Source organism: Pseudogemmobacter sp. W21_MBD1_M6, from assembly GCF_052119585.1.
In the GTDB taxonomy this organism is placed as follows: domain Bacteria; phylum Pseudomonadota; class Alphaproteobacteria; order Rhodobacterales; family Rhodobacteraceae; genus JBGQOJ01.
Genome location: NZ_JBGQOJ010000001.1, coordinates 846713 through 863858, shown reverse-complemented (window position 1 = coordinate 863858; position 17146 = coordinate 846713). Strand labels below are relative to the sequence as shown.

22 protein-coding genes, 1 tRNA gene and 1 pseudogene are annotated in these 17146 nt (G+C 56.3%); 17 read left to right on the top strand and 7 right to left on the bottom strand.

The window, feature by feature from the left end; translation table 11 throughout:
- Positions 1 to 246 precede the first annotated feature (246 nt).
- The 11 genes and pseudogenes from ACEN2R_RS04130 (at position 247) to ACEN2R_RS04080 (ending at position 5938) form a co-directional block, all read left to right on the top strand.
- Positions 247 to 1719, top strand: coding sequence for a flagellin N-terminal helical domain-containing protein (locus tag ACEN2R_RS04130; protein ID WP_442039445.1), 1473 nt, complete (start codon positions 247 to 249; stop codon positions 1717 to 1719).
- 89 nt (positions 1720 to 1808) lie between these two features.
- Positions 1809 to 2186, top strand: coding sequence for a flagellar biosynthesis regulator FlaF (flaF, locus tag ACEN2R_RS04125; protein WP_442039443.1), 378 nt, complete (start codon positions 1809 to 1811; stop codon positions 2184 to 2186).
- Positions 2183 to 2587: a flagellar biosynthesis repressor FlbT gene (gene flbT, locus ACEN2R_RS04120; RefSeq protein WP_442039441.1), complete on the top strand. Its 405-nt coding sequence runs from the start codon at positions 2183 to 2185 to the stop codon at positions 2585 to 2587. Before flaF ends, flbT begins: the two co-directional genes overlap by 4 nt.
- Complete coding sequence (locus ACEN2R_RS04115; protein WP_442039439.1) at positions 2584 to 3213, top strand: DUF1217 domain-containing protein; 630 nt, start codon at positions 2584 to 2586, stop codon at positions 3211 to 3213. The genes flbT and ACEN2R_RS04115 overlap by 4 nt, the downstream gene beginning before the upstream one ends.
- Positions 3102 to 3392 (top strand): DUF1217 domain-containing protein, encoded by a 291-nt coding sequence (locus ACEN2R_RS04110; protein WP_442039437.1) that lies wholly within the window; start codon positions 3102 to 3104, stop codon positions 3390 to 3392. Before ACEN2R_RS04115 ends, ACEN2R_RS04110 begins: the two co-directional genes overlap by 112 nt.
- A 282-nt stretch (positions 3393 to 3674) precedes the next feature.
- Complete coding sequence (gene tnpA / locus ACEN2R_RS04105; RefSeq protein WP_442039435.1) at positions 3675 to 4037, top strand: IS66-like element accessory protein TnpA; 363 nt, start codon at positions 3675 to 3677, stop codon at positions 4035 to 4037.
- On the top strand, positions 4034 to 4381 hold the full coding sequence (gene tnpB / locus ACEN2R_RS04100; protein ID WP_442039433.1) for an IS66 family insertion sequence element accessory protein TnpB: 348 nt from the start codon (positions 4034 to 4036) through the stop codon (positions 4379 to 4381). Before tnpA ends, tnpB begins: the two co-directional genes overlap by 4 nt.
- 62 nt (positions 4382 to 4443) lie before the next feature.
- Positions 4444 to 4690, top strand: a pseudogene (locus ACEN2R_RS04095) (transposase domain-containing protein); the annotation flags it as partial.
- 163 nt (positions 4691 to 4853) lie between these two features.
- Positions 4854 to 4929: transfer RNA gene (locus ACEN2R_RS04090), tRNA-Thr, on the top strand.
- Between the two features lie 165 nt (positions 4930 to 5094).
- Positions 5095 to 5370 (top strand): Arm DNA-binding domain-containing protein, encoded by a 276-nt coding sequence (locus ACEN2R_RS04085; RefSeq protein WP_442039431.1) that lies wholly within the window; start codon positions 5095 to 5097, stop codon positions 5368 to 5370.
- Positions 5300 to 5938 carry a tyrosine-type recombinase/integrase gene (locus ACEN2R_RS04080; protein ID WP_442039429.1) on the top strand — a complete coding sequence of 213 codons (639 nt, stop codon included), beginning with the start codon at positions 5300 to 5302 and terminating at the stop codon, positions 5936 to 5938. The genes ACEN2R_RS04085 and ACEN2R_RS04080 overlap by 71 nt, the downstream gene beginning before the upstream one ends.
- A gap of 207 nt (positions 5939 to 6145) precedes the next feature.
- On the opposite strand, the gene ACEN2R_RS04075 is transcribed toward ACEN2R_RS04080, so the two are convergent.
- The 3 genes from ACEN2R_RS04075 to ACEN2R_RS04065 all read right to left on the bottom strand — a co-directional run bounded on the left by ACEN2R_RS04075 (position 6146) and on the right by ACEN2R_RS04065 (position 9662).
- Positions 6146 to 7609: a heme biosynthesis protein HemY gene (locus ACEN2R_RS04075; protein WP_442039427.1), complete on the bottom strand. Its 1464-nt coding sequence runs from the start codon at positions 7607 to 7609 to the stop codon at positions 6146 to 6148.
- Between the two features lie 10 nt (positions 7610 to 7619).
- Positions 7620 to 8861 carry a COG4223 family protein gene (locus ACEN2R_RS04070; RefSeq protein ID WP_442039426.1) on the bottom strand — a complete coding sequence of 414 codons (1242 nt, stop codon included), beginning with the start codon at positions 8859 to 8861 and terminating at the stop codon, positions 7620 to 7622.
- A gap of 72 nt (positions 8862 to 8933) precedes the next feature.
- Positions 8934 to 9662, bottom strand: coding sequence for a uroporphyrinogen-III synthase (locus tag ACEN2R_RS04065; RefSeq protein WP_442039424.1), 729 nt, complete (start codon positions 9660 to 9662; stop codon positions 8934 to 8936).
- A gap of 77 nt (positions 9663 to 9739) precedes the next feature.
- Between ACEN2R_RS04065 and tsaD the strand changes: the two genes are divergently transcribed.
- From tsaD to ACEN2R_RS04045, 4 genes are read left to right on the top strand one after another with little or no spacing between them, the layout of a single operon-like run.
- Positions 9740 to 10837 (top strand): tRNA (adenosine(37)-N6)-threonylcarbamoyltransferase complex transferase subunit TsaD, encoded by a 1098-nt coding sequence (gene tsaD / locus ACEN2R_RS04060; RefSeq protein ID WP_442039422.1) that lies wholly within the window; start codon positions 9740 to 9742, stop codon positions 10835 to 10837.
- Positions 10834 to 11802: an NAD(P)H-dependent glycerol-3-phosphate dehydrogenase gene (locus ACEN2R_RS04055; RefSeq protein ID WP_442039420.1), complete on the top strand. Its 969-nt coding sequence runs from the start codon at positions 10834 to 10836 to the stop codon at positions 11800 to 11802. The genes tsaD and ACEN2R_RS04055 overlap by 4 nt, the downstream gene beginning before the upstream one ends.
- Positions 11803 to 11805: 3 nt before the next feature.
- The gene (locus ACEN2R_RS04050; RefSeq protein WP_442039418.1) at positions 11806 to 12078 is read left to right on the top strand and encodes a YciI family protein; all 273 of its coding nucleotides are present in this window, start codon (positions 11806 to 11808) and stop codon (positions 12076 to 12078) included.
- Positions 12078 to 12497: an EVE domain-containing protein gene (locus tag ACEN2R_RS04045; protein ID WP_442039416.1), complete on the top strand. Its 420-nt coding sequence runs from the start codon at positions 12078 to 12080 to the stop codon at positions 12495 to 12497. Before ACEN2R_RS04050 ends, ACEN2R_RS04045 begins: the two co-directional genes overlap by 1 nt.
- 263 nt (positions 12498 to 12760) lie before the next feature.
- On the opposite strand, the gene ACEN2R_RS04040 is transcribed toward ACEN2R_RS04045, so the two are convergent.
- Positions 12761 to 13102 (bottom strand): DUF2853 family protein, encoded by a 342-nt coding sequence (locus tag ACEN2R_RS04040; RefSeq protein ID WP_442039414.1) that lies wholly within the window; start codon positions 13100 to 13102, stop codon positions 12761 to 12763.
- A 187-nt stretch (positions 13103 to 13289) separates the two neighbouring features.
- Between ACEN2R_RS04040 and lysM the strand changes: the two genes are divergently transcribed.
- Positions 13290 to 13718 carry a peptidoglycan-binding protein LysM gene (lysM, locus tag ACEN2R_RS04035; RefSeq protein WP_442039412.1) on the top strand — a complete coding sequence of 143 codons (429 nt, stop codon included), beginning with the start codon at positions 13290 to 13292 and terminating at the stop codon, positions 13716 to 13718.
- Between the two features lie 65 nt (positions 13719 to 13783).
- Here the strand turns inward: lysM and ahcY are convergent, their stop codons facing one another.
- Positions 13784 to 15184 carry an adenosylhomocysteinase gene (gene ahcY / locus ACEN2R_RS04030; RefSeq protein WP_442039410.1) on the bottom strand — a complete coding sequence of 467 codons (1401 nt, stop codon included), beginning with the start codon at positions 15182 to 15184 and terminating at the stop codon, positions 13784 to 13786.
- Between the two features lie 111 nt (positions 15185 to 15295).
- Here ahcY and ACEN2R_RS04025 point away from each other — a divergent pair, with 111 nt between their 5' ends.
- Complete coding sequence (locus ACEN2R_RS04025) at positions 15296 to 15886, top strand: HD domain-containing protein (RefSeq protein ID WP_442039408.1); 591 nt, start codon at positions 15296 to 15298, stop codon at positions 15884 to 15886.
- Positions 15887 to 15891: 5 nt separating this feature from the next.
- Here ACEN2R_RS04025 and ACEN2R_RS04020 read toward each other — a convergent pair whose 3' ends face one another.
- Both ACEN2R_RS04020 and ACEN2R_RS04015 read right to left on the bottom strand, forming a co-directional pair.
- Entirely contained in the window at positions 15892 to 16446 is a 555-nt protein-coding gene (locus ACEN2R_RS04020; RefSeq protein WP_442039406.1) for an ActR/PrrA/RegA family redox response regulator transcription factor, read from the bottom strand.
- 69 nt (positions 16447 to 16515) lie between these two features.
- Positions 16516 to 17133 (bottom strand): SCO family protein, encoded by a 618-nt coding sequence (locus ACEN2R_RS04015; RefSeq protein ID WP_442039404.1) that lies wholly within the window; start codon positions 17131 to 17133, stop codon positions 16516 to 16518.
- Positions 17134 to 17146: the final 13 nt, after the last annotated feature.

Here is a 17146-nt window from a genome sequence, read left to right as displayed (position 1 = left end):
CCCCGAAACCGAAATCAGCGCCCCTGAAATCAGAGACGCCGCATGAAATCGGCGGACAACTTGTTTGACAAACACCGTTAGGAAACTCTTAGCTTTTCACCGTCAGTTTTGGATGTGCACCCATGATTGGGTGGCGCGGATCAGGTCCTACGCCAGCCGCAACGGTTAGAAGGCCGCATAGCGCCGCATTGTTGCGGTGACCACTCTAGTTCGGCGCAAAAGCGCGGTTGGAAAAAAGGAAATCTAATGTCCAGCATACTTACAAATACCAGTGCCATGGTCGCATTGCAGACCTTGAAGTCTATTAACCAAGGCTTGACAAAAACGCAGGACGAAATTTCGACGGGTAAATCTGTTAGTTCGGCGAAGGATAACTCGGCAATTTGGGCAATTTCCAAGGTGATGGAGGCTGATGTCAAAGGCTTCAAGGCAATTTCCGATAGCCTGTCTTTGGGTGAATCTACCGTCGCTGTGGCGCGGCAAGCGTCCGAGACGGTGACCGACTTGCTAACTGAAATCAAAGGTAAAATCGTCGCCTCCCAAGAACAGAACGTAGATCGGGTAAAAATTAACACCGACATTACGGCGTTGCGCGATCAGATCACAACTGTTGTCAACTCAGCGCAATTTAACGGCCTCAACTTGCTAAAAGGGACCGATGCCGTAAACGTACTTGCATCACTTGACCGAAGCTCGTCCGGATCAGTCTCTGCCAGTCAAATTCAGGTTGACCGGCAGAATCTTGAGGCAACAGCGGGGACTTTCGGCACAGGGGCAAGCCTGTCTGCGAACGTGACTGCGGGAAGTGGTACGATCAGCGCAACGGGAAATACATCAACATTGACCATTGGCGGCACTGTCGCTGGCTCCGATACATTTACGTTCAACGTTGGCGGAACAGACATTACATTCACCGCAGCCACAACATCAACAGACGACGTTGCGACAGGGTTAGCCGATGCGATTACAAGCGCCGGGTTAACCGGAATCACCGCCGTTGCAAGTGGATCAGACGTCACATTGACGTCGGCAAATGCTTTTACAAGCACTGCGCTGACCGCGACAACTTCTGGCTCTGCCACAACAACGCTTTCGGCGGCGACAATCGACCCTCGCGCCGAGACCGTTTCCTTTTCCACCTCCGCCAGTGTCGCTGCGAATGATAGTTACCGCGTTGCGGTAGGCGGCACGAACTACGATTACATTGCCTCCGATGGTGACACATTCGAAGATGTCGCGAATGGCCTGAAAGCCGCGATTGATGCGGCGGGCACCAGCGGTGTGTCTACACAGGTAGATGTGGATGGCGGCACGGGCGAAGTGACACTTTCCATCGATAATTCCGGTGCCGATTTGACATTGGCCGCATCCGGCGCTGCGGACGGGGTGGCGGCAGGGGGCCTTGCCGCGCTTGGAACGATGAATGTCACCACGACTGAAGGATCCGATGCCGCCCTAGCCGCGATCGAGGGCCTGATCCAAACATCGATCGATGCCGCTTCATCGTTCGGTTCTGTGCAGGGTAGGATTTCAATTCAGAACGAGTTTGTTGGAAAGCTTTCGGACTCGCTCAAAGCAGGGATCGGAACCTTGGTCGATGCCGACATGGAGGAGGCGTCCGCAAGATTGCAAGCGCTCCAGGTGCAACAACAGCTTGGCGTTCAATCTCTGTCCATTGCCAACCAGGCGCCGCAGTCAATTCTGTCGCTGTTCCGCTAAACCACAAGGGTCGGGGTGAATTCTAACCTCGACCCGTCTTGGTTCTGGCAGCATTTTTAATGCATCCATACAATTGAAAGAACGCTCCAATGAACGCCATTGACCGGGCTCGAACAGCCTACTCGTCGTCAGCCACCCCTTTGCGGATGCCAAGGACGACCGAATATGATGCGTTTGCCCGCATAACGCACCGATTAAAGGATGCGGCCGAGAATGGGGAGGCAAGTTTTCCAAATCTCGTTGATGCCCTGTATGCAAACCGCCAACTTTGGACACTCCTTGCTGTAGACGTCGCAAACGAAGAGAATCTGTTGCCTCAATCGCTGCGCGCTCAGATTTTCTACCTCGCTGAATTCACGGCCCTACATTCAGGAAAAGTTATGGATCGAACCGCCAAGGCAGATGTTCTGGTGGAGATAAATATGTCCATGATGCGCGGGTTGCGCGATGCAGAGGCCAGAAAATGAGCGGTTTGGTTCTTAAGCTCAATCCGAAGGAGCGAATTCTAATAAATGGAGCGGTCGTTGAAAACGGTGAACGACGCAGCAGATTGGCGATCATGACGCCGAATGCAAATATTTTAAGGTTACGCGATGCCATCCATCCAGACGAAGTGACCACTCCAGTGCGCCGGGTTTGTTATATCGCCCAGCTTATCTTATCCGGTGACGCCATTCCACAAGAGGCGCGCTTTCAGCTTCTACGTGGAGTAGAGCAACTCAGCCAAGTCTTAACCGATACAGACAGCCGTGCGTTATTGGCGGAAGCGACGAACGCAGCAGTTTCCAACCAGTTCTATCAATCTCTCAAAGCTCTTCGTGCGCTTTTACCACGCGAAGAAAGATTGTTGGCCACGAATTCAAGATGACATTCCAACCTGTTCTTCCAGTAAAAGGCTACGCAGGCTGGGCTTTTCTTAACCGCACCTTGGCGACACAGAAAGAGGCCTTTGAAAAGGCTTCGGTTCTTAAAAGAGAGGTAGAATATTTTAAGAACAAGATCGGAGCCATCCGGTCCGCCGACGAATTGGTGGCGGACCGGACCCTTTTGAAAGTCGCGCTTGGGGCGTTCGGATTAGAGGCCGACATCTCCAATAAATTCTTCATAAAAAAGATCCTAGAGGGCGGAACGCTGAATGAGACGGCCCTTGCCAATAGGCTTTCCGACAAGCGTTATCTGAACCTTTCCGCCGCCTTTGGATTTGGCGATTTCTCTACCCCCAGATCTAATGACAGCTCATTTGGGGAAAAGATCACCGGTCAATACAAAGATCTTCAATTCGAAGTGGCTGTAGGGGAACAAGACGACGACATGCGCATAGCGCTTAATGTAAAGCGTGAATTGGGGGTAATTGCAGGAAAAGATTCCACCGAAAACACAAAGTGGTTCACTATACTTGGAAGCCCCCCCCCCTCAGAGAGGTTTTTGAGACAGCATTTGGTCTTCCCAAAAGCTTTGGTGCGCTTGACTTGGATCAACAGCTTGGCACGATGAAGGATAAAGCAAACACCTACTTTGGTGCGCCTGATACATCGCAGTTCAAAGACGGCAATAAGCAAGATGCCTTAATTCGGCTCTTTATGTTACGCTCACAAATACAAGAAATCTTCTCATCGACCTCGAAGGGGAACGTTGCGCTCAGTCTCCTACGGAATACCACACTCAAACAGTAAATACATTCGTGGGATTAGCCCCAAAGGGTGCGCAGTGAGCTTATAAATGAAATGCGGCTTCTATATTGAAACTGATTCGAAGTGGTCCCATTTATGTGGGGGTACCTCGATTTTTCATGTTTTCAGCGCCGTTTATCGGCGCGATCGGTTTGACGTCGGCCGGAGACGGCTGACTGACGGGCTGTAACCGCGCCATTGGCACCGCCTGCCTGACGCGGCGGCGATAATCTAAGGCACGTGTTTAACTACGTCGTTAACGACGTGTCTAATGCGGGGTCTGCGATGCGTGGCGAAATTCTTGGGATCGAGCGGCGGCGGTTTTGGCGCGACGAGGACAAGCTGGAGATTGTCGCGTCGGACGGGATCGACGGGGCGACGGTGACGCAGGTGGCGCAGCGCCATGAGGTGACCCGGCAACAGATTTATGCGTGGCGGCATGACCTCAAGAAGAAGGGTCTGTGGTCACCTGATGCCGGGGCGCTGTTCTTTCCGTTGGATTTGCCGATGGCGCAGGCACCGGTCGCTGAGGCACCGCCGCCGGTTGCTGTTGAATTACGCCTGCGTGGCGGGCGCAGCTTGCATTTTGAAAGCACGATCAACCCGGCTGCGCTGTCTGTGTTGATCCGTGCGGTGGACGGGGCATGATCGGGCCGGGCACCGGTGTGCGCGTGTATCTGGCCTGCGGGGTGACCGATATGCGCAAGGGGATTGCGGGTCTGGCGGCACTGACCCAGGACGTGTTGCGGCAAAAGCCTGCCAGCGGTGCGGTTTTTGCGTTCCGGGGCCGTCGAGGTGACCGGATCAAGCTTCTGTTCTGGGATGGGCAAGGGTTTTGCCTCTACTACAAGGTGCTTGAGCGGGGCCGTTTTGTGTGGCCGAGTGCTCATGATGGCGCGGTGCGGCTGACCTCGGCGCAACTGGCGATGTTGTGGGAAGGGATCGACTGGCGGCGTCCGGATTGGGGTGCTCCGCCTGCGCGGGTGGGATGATTTTGTTGCCTAACATGCCATATTTATATGGTCCCTTTGTCTGATTTTTGGTAGTCAAGCGCATGTCGAAACCTGCTGAAAATCTGCCTGACGATCCCGCCGTTCTGAAGGCGATGATCGCGATATTGCAGGCAGAAAACGCCAAGATATCTGCAACGCTGCGGGTTCATGACCAACTGGTGCAAGCCCTGCGCCTGCGGATCGTCAAGTTGCAGAAACTGGCTTTTGGTAAATCCTCGGAAAAGATTGAACGCGAGATCGAACAGCTGGAACTGGCGCTCGAAGACCTGCTGGTGGCGGTGGCCGAAGACGATGAAGCGATCATCGACGAAGGGCCGGATCAGCCATCACCGGAAGCCCGTCATGCCCCTTGCGGAAGTCCACCGGTTACCTTGCATGATGGCGGCGACGAAATTCCGTTCTGAATCTGTCTTGAAGGGACCGCCCGTTGCGTTTAAACGGATGGTTGCGTGCCTCAATAGCTCAGCTGGTAGAGCAGGTCCTTCGTAAGGACAAGGTCGGGGGTTCGAGTCCCTCTTGAGGCACCACTTTCCAGTTTGATAAAGTCCGATGACATCCGAAAAACCTATGTATATAAAGGTTTTACCGGAAATCGTTGTCCGATACCGTCCAGCCCCGTGGGGGTACATCCAGAGCTTTTGGGGGTATTATTGGGGGTATCGACTGCCCCTAGTGAAAAAGATACCCCCAGAATGGCCTTAACCGATGCAAAGATTCGAAGCCTGACGGTCCAAGAGCGGGCATTTAAGATTGCCGACTTTGATGGGCTGTATCTGTTGGTGAACCCAAACGGCTCAAAGCTCTGGCGCCTCAAGTATCGGATTGGCGGCGCTGAGAAATTGCTTTCTATCGGGGCTTATCCTTCAGTGACCTTGGCAACCGCGCGCCAGGTCCGTGATGACGCCCGAGCGCAACTGGCTTCGGGTGGCGATCCGCCCAACGGTTACCCATCGCGCTGCAATTACTGATCCTGGTGCGCTTGGGAAGTTACTGAACGCGGTGGAGGTCTTTGAAGGGCAGGCGACGACGCGTATTGCATTGCAGTTGCTTGCGATCCTTGCCCCACGTCCGGGCGAATTAAGGCATGCAATGTGGGCCGAGTTCGATCTTGAGGCTGCGGTTTGGTCTATCCCTGCCGACAAAATGAAAATGCGAAAGCCGCACAATGTGCCTTTGCCAAGGCAGGCACTGGCGCTGCTGGAAAGTCTGCGACTTATTACGGGCGAGGGCACATTCCTTTTCCCGTCTCTACGATCTTGGAAACGTCCGATGAGCGAGAACACTTTGAACGCCGCCTTGCGGCGCATGGGCTACTCGGGAGAGGAAATGACCGCGCACGGATTTCGCGCCAGCTTTTCCACACTGGCCAACGAGAGTGGTCTATGGAACCCTGATGCAATTGAGCGCGCTTTGGCCCATGTTGAGAAAAACGAGGTGCGCCGCGCGTATGCACGCGGTGAGCACTGGGACGAACGGTTGAAGCTTGCGGATTGGTGGGCTGGTTTCTTGGATGACGTGCGCGCAATGCGTATGTAGGTGTTTAGGAATTTCTAATTGCACAATTATTACATTAGACGTCTACTGTTTCACTATTTCGGTTGGGACGCGAACCTGGTCGAAAGGGCAACTGGTTGGCGTTTTGTCGATAGGGGTATTTTCAATTACCCCGGCGAGCCGTTATTTTTAAGCGATCGTATGCGGCATTGGCGGGCTACTATTAGCCTTTGCCCCCGAACGATAGCCTTATTTTTCCGGTGACGGATCGTCTTCGATCGTTTCTGCGTCAATAATGTCATCCACTTCGGCCAGAATGTCGTCCGGCTTGTCGGCCAGCGCCCCCACGATCAGCGGAAGCATTTCGGTCGAGGACGGCATTGCGACTTCGCCAGTTGCCGGAACCCGCCATGACAAGGTGTCGAAGCCACCGCAGTTGTCGCACACCGGCCCCCAGATTTTGTGGACCTTCTGGCATTTGTCGCAGACCCATTGTGGACCGCGGGATGCGCTAAGGGCTTTTGTCAGCCAAGCCCGAACAACCGCATCCGAGCAGCCTTCGCCACGTTCAATCGCCGCCATCAACGTCAGGGATCGTGCGGTCGGATCGTCCGTCGCCAAATGACCAAGCGCCTTGCGCGCGGCGGGGAAATCCTCGGCGGCGATATTCAGCTCTGCCAAAAGCATTCTGGTTTCCGGACTGTCCGGCTGCGATCGCGTCAACATTCGGAAACGGGTCAGGCGCTCTTGCGGGGTCTCTTCAGGGGCAATATCGGCAAAGGCCGCCGCCAGATCGGGGTGAGGCCGGGAATCCCATGCCTTTTTCAAAACCCTGGCCGCATATTTTCCCTTGCCCTGCTCGATATAGGAATGCGCCGCCATGACAGCCGCCGGAATAAGGTCCGGCGACATGCGGTTTGCCGTAATCGCCGCCTCGCGCGCTTCGATCGAGTTGCCTTCGGCCAGAACATCTTTGGCCTCGGACAAGGCCAGAACCGCATCGCGGCGTTTGTGAACGTCCCGTGGCAGTGTTCCCTGCTTCAGCTTGGTGCCAAGGGTTTTGCGTGCGCCCGACCAATCGGAATGCTCTGCCTGTAGTTTCAGCAGGATGTCTTGCGTTTCTTCGTGTTTCGGCTTCAACGCAAAGGCTTTTTCCGCCAGCTTTAGCGCGGTATCCGTGTCGCCCTCGGCCAGGCGCTGCTTCATGATACCGCGAATACCTACAAACCGCGTCCGCTCATCCGACAGAAGGCGCTTGTAAACGTCCTGCGCCTTTTTCGTATCGCCGGACATTTCCGCCGCTTGCGCGGTGATCAGGTTGGTCAGTTCGGGGCGATGCAGATATTTCTCGGCCTTTGCCGCTTTGGACATCGCCACACGACCCTCACCAGAGGCAAGCGCCATCATGCCCTCGGCAAGAGCATTGAAGCCCTTGCGCTCTCGGTTGCGGTCAAAGTAACGGGAAATCGCCGTTTCGTCCCCGTTCAGGAACTTTAGCGTCGCCACAAGAAACCCGACAACCCGGATCAAAACCCAAACCAAAAGCACCAGAATAAGGGCCGCGATCACGGCCTGTAGCGGATCAAGAACGTATTCCTTGTTCGCAACGACAATCCGAAGAGCCGTGCCTGCATCCATCAATGCAACCGCGCCAAGGGCAAGGGCCGCAATGGCAGCGACAAAAATCAATATCTTGAAAAGTGACCAAAGCATCGCGGCGTCCTTAATTCTGGTTCAGGCTTTGGGTCAGCGCATCCGCTGCCGCAAGCGTTTCAACGCGCAATGTCGCGCTTGCCACCCAGGGCGCCATCACTTCGCGTCCCGCCTCGGGAAGGCTTTCCAGCTCAGTCAACGCATCGGCCACCGAACCGTTCCCCAAGGCCGCTTCGGCCCGCGAAAGCACCGCGTCAGGGTCATCGCCTTCGCGCGGCGAAAGGGATCTGCCCCCGACCTGCGTGCGGAGAAAAGCGCCCAGTTTATCCATCGCGCCAGCGCCGACGGTGGCCTTTATCGACGCATCCAATGCCTGACGTGCAAGTTCTGGAAACCGTCGCTGCAACTCGGCGACCGAAGGCACGCCAGCCTCGGCATTTTGGGCCAGAGTGGCGGGAATTTCGACACCGCTATCCGCCAGATCCGCCAGCGCAGCACTGTACCCTGCCCCGCTTTCGATTGATGCCTGAACGCGGGAAAGTGCCGCACGAGACGTCGCGGCCCGCGATTTTGACGCGGCTTGCTGTTGCGCGGCTTCAATCTGCGCCTGGGCTTTGTCTGCGACTGCGCCGATATTGGCAGCCATTTGTGCGTTCTCGGTCCGCTGCACCGCGAGTGCCGTGCGCAGTTCATCCAGCTCTTTTTGATAGGCGCCAATCGCGGCCCCCGATGCACCATCGCCCGCACCTAGGGGACGCATTTCTGCTTTGCCAAGTCGGGTTTCGAAATCGGATAAATCCTGCAACGTGCCTTCGATCGAGGTTTCGACCGCCGAAAGCCTTGTCTCTGTCTCGGCGCGGAACGTCTGCAAATCAGCAATGGTGGCTGCCGTCGGCAAAAGACCCACCTGATCCGTCAACGTGACAACCTGCGCCTCAAGCGTCTGAACTTTTGTGGTTTGGGCTGCAAGATCCTGCGCCGTCCGGGAAACCCCGGCGCCCGCAACCGGCCAGCCCTCGGGGATAACGTATCGCGCTACGGCAAATCCAATGGCCGCCGCCGCGACACCGCCCAGCAACATCGGCACAAACACTGACGGCCGCTTTGTTGCCTTGGTCGCTTCGGGCTCTGGCGCTTGACCTTCGTCAGATGGCACCGAGGGCTCATCAGCAACATCCGCAGACGCGTCTTGATCCACGCCCTGTTTTTCAGGGTCTTGCAATTCGACCTGATCCTCTGACGTCAGGACAACGTCGGTATCGGTGGTTGATTTTGCGTCTGATCCACGCGTCGACTCGCTTGTATCTGCCACTGGAAATCTATCCTCTCAATGCATCCTGACGCGGCGCGAACGCGCATCAATTCGACCAATGTAGCTTGGCCTCTAGCTACCCTCAAGCGACCTTAGGTCGCGCATCACACCGGCGATTGCCTTGATCATCGCCCCCGACGTCGGCAATTCGGCGACAACGCAGCGCAGCACCGCGTTCAGATCAACCTCGAAGGCGACCGCACTGCTCATCGCAACAACATGGGTGGGCGCCCGGGCAATACCAACCTGCTCAAAGAACAATCGAGCGGTTCGGGGTGAAAAAAGGGGTAATACAACCACCCTTTCCCCCTGAATGGCATTGCGCGCCTCGGACGTCAGCATGACCTCTACTTGACGATAGGCGACAACCGACCTTACGTCAAAACCAAGCTCGACCAAAGTCTGCGCAATGTTTCCGCGCGTATGCTCTCCGCAGATGTGAACCATCGGCTGACGCGGCGCATGCTCTGCAATCAGGGCTGCCAAGTCCTTTACAGACCCGCCTGCCGACATCGCATTCATCCCCGCATCGCGCGCCGCAGATGCCGTTCGATCCCCGACGCAAAATGCCGTGCGGCCCGTCACGTCCGCCTGCCCCAGTACACTTTGCACACCATTCTCGGATGTGAAGATCAGCGTTTCAGCAGCCCATATAGCGGCGTTCGGGTTCAACATTTCAATCTCGATCAGAGGTGACACAAGGACGTCGAACACCGGACCCGTTTGGTCAAGACACTCCTGCACAAACCGCTCTGCCTGTTTGCGGGGCCGCGTCATGATAAGAAGGGGTCGCTGATGCATCTCGGCACACCTGTCGGGATTGTCTGAACTGCCTCACGGTGTTACCTGCCATGAAGGCGTCACGCAACTGGTGCAAAATGACCGATACATTGACCGTTCTAGGACTGGAAAGCAGCTGCGATGATACGGCTGCCGCAGTGGTGCGCCATACGGTTGGCCAGCCACCGCAGATCATGTCATCGGTTGTTGCCGGCCAAACGGCGCTGCATGCAGCCTTTGGCGGCGTTGTGCCGGAAATTGCCGCGCGGGCACATGCCGAAAAGCTGGACCATTGCGTCGAGGAGGCACTGGAAAAAGCGTCTCTAACCTTGCGGGATATTGATGCCATTGCGGTCACGGCAGGCCCGGGGCTGATTGGCGGGGTTTTGTCGGGCGTCATGTGTGCCAAGGGCCTTTCTGCCGGATTGGGAATTCCACTGATCGGCGTGAACCACCTTGCCGGGCACGCGCTGACCCCGCGCCTGACAGACGGGCTGGCCTTCCCCTATTTGATGCTGCTTGTGTCCGGCGGGCATTGCCAATTCCTGATTGTCCACAGCGCAGACCGTTTCACCCGTATCGGCGGCACAATCGACGATGCCCCCGGCGAGGCATTCGACAAAACCGCCAAACTTCTCGGGCTGCCGCAACCGGGTGGGCCCATGGTCGAAGCCGAGGCGCAAAAAGGCGATGCAGCGCGCTATGCCTTTCCTCGCCCCCTTCTGGACCGACAGGGATGCGATATGTCCTTTTCCGGCCTCAAAACCGCGTTGCTTCGTGCCCGGGATGCGGTGATTGTTCAGAACGGCGGCCTGACGCAACAGTCCCGCGCCGATCTTTGTGCAGGCTTTCAATTGGCAGTCAGCGATGTTCTTGCCGAAAAATCACGCCGCGCGCTGGATCTCTATATGGCCGAATTGCCACCCGAGCCGGCCTTTGCCGTTGCCGGTGGGGTTGCCGCGAATAAGGTCATTCGCGCGAGATTAGAGACGATTTCAAATGAAAAAGGCGTCCGCTTTCTCGCCCCGCCTCTCGCTTTATGCACAGACAATGCCGCGATGATAGCGTGGGCCGGAATCGAGCGCTATCGCCGCGGCGAACGGGATGATATGACATTATCCGCGCACCCAAGGTGGCCTCTGGACAAAATCAGCCCCTCGATGCTTGGTTCGGGAAAGAAGGGCGCAAAGGCATGACTAATATATCGGTTCTCGGGTCTGGCGCTTTTGGGACCGCGCTTGCAATCACTCTGGCCCGCGAAGGCAATGCCATATCGCTCTGGTCGCGCAACGCTGCGGATGCGCAGATCATGCAGGAAACCCGCCAGAACAGCAAAAGGCTTTGGGGCCATGTCTTCCCGAAAACAGTCACTGTTTCGGCGGAAATTGACACTTGCTGCGCAAATGACACGCTTCTTATTGTGGTCCCGATGCAGCAGCTACGCCATTTTCTGGCGGAATACCAAAGCCTGCTGAACGGCAAAATTCTGGTGGCCTGCTGCAAGGGCGTCGATCTCGTTACCGGCCTCGGGCCTGTCGCGCTGATCAACGCCGCCTGCCCCGATGCGACAGCGGCCATCCTGACCGGCCCCAGTTTCGCGGCGGATATTGCCAAGGGATTGCCGACCGCGCTGACGCTTGCCTGTGCAGACGAGAGTGTTGGAAAATCGCTGCAGAAAAGCCTTTCCACCGCGAACCTAAGGCTTTACCGCACGGCAGACACCACCGGGGCAGAGCTCGGTGGGGCATTGAAAAACGTAATTGCCATTGCCTGCGGAATCGTCATGGGCGCAGATCTGGGCGAAAGCGCGCGCGCCGCCCTTATGACACGCGGATACGCCGAAATGCAGCGTCTGGCGCACGCGCTTGGGGCAGACGAAAAGACGCTTGCCGGATTATCGGGCTTTGGTGATCTCACGCTGACCTGCACCTCTGCACGCTCCAGGAACACCGCGTTCGGGGTGTCCCTGGGCAGGGGGCAAACGTTCGATCCATCCGTCACGATCGAAGGGGCAGCAACCGCAAAAGCAGTCACTGTTCTGGCCAAAAATCGCGGAATCGACATGCCGATCACTACATGTGTCGCGGCTATTCTTGACCAGACTCTTTCAATCCCGCAGGCTATAGAGGCCCTGCTGTCCCGACCTTTAAAAAAGGAATAACCCATGCGTTTCGCCCTGATGTGCACTGATAAAGTCGGTGCTTTGCAAACCCGCCTTGATAATCGCGCGGCCCATCTGGCCTATATCGAATCCACCGGCGTTGTAGAGCAGGCCGGCCCGTTTCTGTCCCCGACTGGCGACATGGTCGGATCGCTTGTGATTGTGGATGTAAACACACTGGAAGACGCGCAGGCGTGGGCCGCGAATGACCCCTATGCAAAGGCTGGCCTGTTCTCGGACGTTTCCGTCCAGCAGTGGAAAAAGGTCATCGGCTAATGGCCTATTGGCTGTTCAAATCCGAACCATCGGAATGGAGCTGGAGCAATCAGGTCGCCAAAGGGGACGAGGGCGAAGAGTGGTCAGGCGTCCGCAACTATCAGGCACGCAACAACATGCGTGCCATGAAAGTTGGCGATCTGGGTTTTTTCTATCATTCGCAGACCGAAAAAGCGGTCGTTGGAATTGTCGAAGTCATCGCAACCGCGCACCCGGACAGCACGACCGACGACCCGCGATGGGAATGTGTGGATATAAAGGCCGTCAGGCCCGTGCCGATGCCCGTGACATTGGACATGTGCAAAAAGGATCCGCGCCTGACAGAGATGGCGCTGCTGAAAAGCGCGCGCCTATCCGTTCAGCCCGTAACTGAGGCTGAATGGAAAATTGTCTGCGAAATGGCGGGTGTAACCGTCTAGGCCAACGGACTTAAAATAGAATGGAGGGTTCCGACCCCCCGGAACCCTCCACCACCCCACGTGCTCCCTAGCACCACACGTGTTCTGAAAAGGTTCCGAGCATCCTGCTCTGTGTTCAAGGCATAGGGAATTTCTGCCCGCAGCGCAAACGGCAAGTCACAAAAAAACAAGTCAAACTTGAATGATCAGGGGTCGGACGAATCCGCCAGCCACAAATGGAAACGCCCGCGCAGGGCGGGCGTCACACGCAAAACCGTGGTGCGTTATTTATAAGCCGCTTCTTTTCCAAAGTGCTTTGTCAGCATGTAATACACCACAGCGCGATATTTGTTGCGCTCGGATTTTCCGTAAACCTCGATCACGGAATTGATCGCCTCCATCAACTGCGGGCCATCGGTCAGACCCAGCTTCTTGATCAGGAAGTTGGTCTTCACCGTCTCAAGCTCGGCCGGCTGCGAGCCCGCAACGGTCGATGCATCGGCATTGTATATTGCCGGACCGCAACCGATTGTCACCTTCGTCAGAAGGTCCATATCAGGGGTCATCCCGCATTTGTTTTTCAGATCGTCCGCATAGACCGCAATAAGGTCATCTCTCTTGCCCATAGATTTTTCTCCCACCAGTTATTCGGATATATTCCGACAAAATAAGCGCCCTGCATAGGCGTCAAACAGCACGATAAGGGCAAATTATTCGAATACAAAGGAAAACATTCTCAAAAATTCCCCCTTGATTCCACGCGCTGAAAAGATGCCAGATGTCTGCGATCATTCTGTCAATTAGGAGATAAAAATGGGTTTGTGGAGTTTCGTCAAGGGTGCCGGGAAAAAGCTGGTCGGGCGTGCAGAAGCATCAGAGGCACCGTCGGAAGACGTGTTGATGAAAGAGGTCAAGGATCTTGGCCTGAACACCGAAGGTGTGACGATTTCTGTCGAAGGAGATCAGGTCAAGGTGGGCGGTACGACTGTCAGTCAGGAAATGAAGGAAAAAATCATCCTAGCCGTTGGAAACGTCGAAGGCGTTGCTGCGGTATCTGACGAAGTGGGCGGCGGAGAGCCGGTTTTCCACACCGTCGTCAAAGGTGAAAATCTGTCGAAAATCGCAAAGGCGACTTTGGGAAATGCCAACCGCTATCCCGAGATTTTCGAGGCTAACAAACCAATGCTGACCCACCCCGACAAGATCTATCCGGGTCAGGTGCTTCGTATTCCGCAGGACTAAGAGACCTGCCAATAAGAAAAGCCGCCCGATCACCACGGGCGGCTTTTCGTCACTAGTCCAGCAGATTAATAGCGATAGTGCTCTGGCTTGAACGGGCCATCGACGCTAACCCCGATATAGTCCGCCTGCTCTTTCTTCAGCTCTGTCAGCTTCACGCCGATCCGCGCAAGGTGAAGACGGGCAACTTTCTCGTCCAGGTGTTTTGGCAGGATGTAGACGTCGTTCTTGTATTGGTCACCTTTGGTCCACAGCTCGATCTGCGCCAGAACCTGATTGGTGAAAGAGGCCGACATCACGAACGACGGGTGGCCCGTTGCGTTGCCAAGGTTCAGCAGGCGCCCTTCGGACAGCAGGATGATCCGCGCACCGGACGGCATCTCGATCATGTCGACCTGCTCTTTGATGTTCGTCCATTTGTGGTTCTTCAGGGCTGCAACCTGAATTTCATTGTCGAAGTGGCCGATGTTGCCGACAATCGCCATGTCCTTCATCTCGCGGATATGCTCGATGCGGATCACGTCCTTGTTGCCGGTGGTTGTGATGAAGATGTCAGCGCTGTTCACGACATCTTCCAGCACGACAACCTCGAACCCGTCCATTGCCGCCTGAAGCGCGCAGATCGGATCAACTTCGGTCACCTTGACGCGTGCGCCTGCACCGCTCAACGACGCGGCAGAGCCTTTGCCCACATCGCCGTATCCGCACACAACGGCAACCTTACCGGCCATCATCGTGTCGGTGGCGCGGCGGATGCCATCGACCAGCGACTCTTTACAGCCGTATTTATTGTCGAACTTGGACTTGGTGACAGAGTCGTTCACGTTGATCGCGGGGAAGGGCAGTTGACCCGCCTTGACCAATTCGTACAGGCGGTGAACGCCAGTCGTGGTTTCCTCGGATACGCCCTTGATGTCGGCGCGTTGCTTGGTGAACCAGCCCGGGCTTGCCGCCATGCGCTTTTTGATCTGCGCGAACAGGTACTCTTCCTCTTCCGACGTGGGAACCGCAATCAGGTCGGTCTCGCCTGCTTCGACCCGAGCGCCGATCAGGATGTACATCGTGGCATCGCCGCCATCGTCGAGGATCATGTTGCACGTGCCTTCTTCGCCGCCGAAGAAGAAAATACGGTCTGCATAGTCCCAGTATTCTTCCAGCGTCTCGCCTTTGATGGCGAACACGGGAACGCCGCTTTCGGCGATTGCAGCTGCGGCATGGTCCTGGGTCGAAAAAATATTGCACGAGGCCCAGCGCACGTCAGCGCCCAGCGCCACAAGCGTCTCGATCAGAACCGCCGTCTGGATCGTCATGTGCAAAGATCCGGCAATTCGCGCGCCTTTCAGCGGCTTCGTCGTGCCGAATTCCTCGCGCAGCGCCATCAAGCCGGGCATTTCCGTCTCGGCAATGTCCAGTTCTTTACGGCCATAGGCTGCAAGCGAAATATCCTTGACGATGTAATCTGTCGGCATGTGCCGTACTCCTTAAATCCCGTTATTTGCGCACCAGATAGCACCAAGACCCTATCTCGACAATGGTGGGTCGCGACCGCTAATGTCGATCGCACAGGATCAGAGGACAAAATGAAACAACCACGCGCATGGCAACGGATGCTTTCCGGTCGCAGGCTTGACCTGCTGGACCCGACCCCGATGGACATAGAGATCGAGGATATCGCCCATGGTCTTGCCTTTGTTGCGCGCTGGAACGGGCAGACCTTCGGTGATTACCCGTATTCCGTCGCCGAGCATTCACTTCTGGTTGAGCAGATCTTTTCCCGCGCCAACCCCGCCGCCCCCGCGAAATGGAAGCTGGCCGCGTTGCTGCATGACGCACCCGAATATGTGATCGGGGATATGATCTCTCCGGTCAAGGCGGCTGTCGGGCCGGACTATGGCGCATTGGATGACAGGCTGACCTCTGCAATTCATTTGCGGTTCGGCCTGCCTGCCGCAATTCCCACGATTATAAAAAAGCAGATAAAAGCGGCCGACAAGATCAGCGCCTGGCTAGAGGCCGTTCAGATCGCAGGCTTCACAAGAACCGAGGCCGACAAACTGTTCGGCAAGCCGGATGCGGAGCAGATCAAAGGTCTGGAAATTCGCCTGCGCGCGCCGATCTTTGCCCGCGCCGATTTCACCGCGCGGCACAGCGCCCTTATGTCGGGGATGTAACGGCCTTATTTTGGCGACCGTTTGGCCAGTATGCGCTGCAAGGTTCTGCGGTGCATGTTCAGGCGTCGCGCCGTTTCGCTGACATTCCGGTCACACAGTTCGTAAACCCGCTGGATATGCTCCCACCGGACCCGATCAGCCGACATCGGGTTTTCGGGGGGCGGCGGCAACGTGTCGCCCGTGGCCAGAAGGGCATGGGTTATGTCGTTCGCGTCCGCCGGTTTCGACAGATAATCAAGCGCGCCGATCTTGACCGCAGCAACCGCCGTGGCAATCGCGCCATAGCCTGTCAGAACCACGATCCGGCTATCGGGCCTTGTCTCGCGCAAGACCTCGACAATATCCAGCCCGTTGCCATCTTCCAGCCGCAGGTCAACCACGGCAAACGCAGGCGGGCGCGCCTTGGCAATCGCCTTGCCCGCCGCGACGGTCTCGGCTGTTTCCACCTCGAAACCACGCTTTTCCATGGCCCGCGCCAAACGCTTTAGAAACGGTTCGTCATCATCGACCAGCAGAAGCGATTTGTCGTCCCCGATGTCTGGCAACTCACGGTCGGCCATGCGCAACACTTCCCCGTTTTTGTGTTTATACACTATGTTCTAGGGCGAGATGCCACGGTGGTCAATTTTTCAACTGTTCTTCACAAAACAGGCGACCTGTTCCGCCATCTGTTCGGCTGTGGCGTCGCGGCGAAAGAACTCGACAAAACCCTGCTCTGGGAGAACCAGATAGGTGAAGGTCGAATGGTCCACCAGGTAATATTCCTCGTCGGGGTTTTGGGCACGGTAGTAGGTCTTATATGCCTGCGATGCCGCCTTTACCTGTTCGGGGCTTCCGGTCAGGCCGATCATTCGGGGGTGCATCTGGTCGGTGAACTCTGCCATGACCTCGGGCGTGTCGCGTTTCGGGTCGATAGAGATGAACACCGGCGTTACCTCCAGCCCGAGATCCTCAAGAATACTGACGGCCTCGGCATTGCGGGCATTGTCCAGCGGGCAGACATCGGGACAGAAGGTATAGCCGAAATAAACCAGCGACGGCTTGGTGATCACATCCTTGTCCGTAACGGTTTTGCCCGTTTCATCGACCAGCGTGAACGGCCCGCCAATCGCACCCGTCCCGCCCGCAACCTGCGCTGTGCGGCAGCTTGCGAAAGGGTCGCTTCCCGACGAACGCGTCATCAGATAGGTCGAGGCCAGCAGACCGGCAATCGCGGCACCCGCGGCCCATGCAAAAATTTTTGTCATTTTGTGTCGCAAT

Coding starts and splice junctions, on each gene's coding strand:
- ACEN2R_RS04025 (WP_442039408.1), top strand. CDS start 15,296: ATGAAACAACCACGCGCATGGCAACGGATGCTTTCCGGTCGCAGGCTT.
- ACEN2R_RS04050 (WP_442039418.1), top strand. CDS start 11,806: ATGCGTTTCGCCCTGATGTGCACTGATAAAGTCGGTGCTTTGCAAACC.
- ACEN2R_RS04040 (WP_442039414.1), bottom strand. CDS start 13,102: ATGGGCAAGAGAGATGACCTTATTGCGGTCTATGCGGACGATCTGAAA.
- ahcY (WP_442039410.1), bottom strand. CDS start 15,184: ATGCCGACAGATTACATCGTCAAGGATATTTCGCTTGCAGCCTATGGC.
- tsaD (WP_442039422.1), top strand. CDS start 9,740: ATGACCGATACATTGACCGTTCTAGGACTGGAAAGCAGCTGCGATGAT.
- lysM (WP_442039412.1), top strand. CDS start 13,290: ATGGGTTTGTGGAGTTTCGTCAAGGGTGCCGGGAAAAAGCTGGTCGGG.
- tnpB (WP_442039433.1), top strand. CDS start 4,034: ATGATCGGGCCGGGCACCGGTGTGCGCGTGTATCTGGCCTGCGGGGTG.
- flaF (WP_442039443.1), top strand. CDS start 1,809: ATGAACGCCATTGACCGGGCTCGAACAGCCTACTCGTCGTCAGCCACC.
- ACEN2R_RS04115 (WP_442039439.1), top strand. CDS start 2,584: ATGACATTCCAACCTGTTCTTCCAGTAAAAGGCTACGCAGGCTGGGCT.
- ACEN2R_RS04020 (WP_442039406.1), bottom strand. CDS start 16,446: ATGGCCGACCGTGAGTTGCCAGACATCGGGGACGACAAATCGCTTCTG.
- ACEN2R_RS04075 (WP_442039427.1), bottom strand. CDS start 7,609: ATGCTTTGGTCACTTTTCAAGATATTGATTTTTGTCGCTGCCATTGCG.
- ACEN2R_RS04065 (WP_442039424.1), bottom strand. CDS start 9,662: ATGCATCAGCGACCCCTTCTTATCATGACGCGGCCCCGCAAACAGGCA.
- ACEN2R_RS04045 (WP_442039416.1), top strand. CDS start 12,078: ATGGCCTATTGGCTGTTCAAATCCGAACCATCGGAATGGAGCTGGAGC.
- ACEN2R_RS04085 (WP_442039431.1), top strand. CDS start 5,095: ATGGCCTTAACCGATGCAAAGATTCGAAGCCTGACGGTCCAAGAGCGG.
- ACEN2R_RS04055 (WP_442039420.1), top strand. CDS start 10,834: ATGACTAATATATCGGTTCTCGGGTCTGGCGCTTTTGGGACCGCGCTT.
- flbT (WP_442039441.1), top strand. CDS start 2,183: ATGAGCGGTTTGGTTCTTAAGCTCAATCCGAAGGAGCGAATTCTAATA.
- ACEN2R_RS04015 (WP_442039404.1), bottom strand. CDS start 17,133: ATGACAAAAATTTTTGCATGGGCCGCGGGTGCCGCGATTGCCGGTCTG.
- ACEN2R_RS04080 (WP_442039429.1), top strand. CDS start 5,300: ATGACGCCCGAGCGCAACTGGCTTCGGGTGGCGATCCGCCCAACGGTT.
- tnpA (WP_442039435.1), top strand. CDS start 3,675: ATGCGTGGCGAAATTCTTGGGATCGAGCGGCGGCGGTTTTGGCGCGAC.
- ACEN2R_RS04130 (WP_442039445.1), top strand. CDS start 247: ATGTCCAGCATACTTACAAATACCAGTGCCATGGTCGCATTGCAGACC.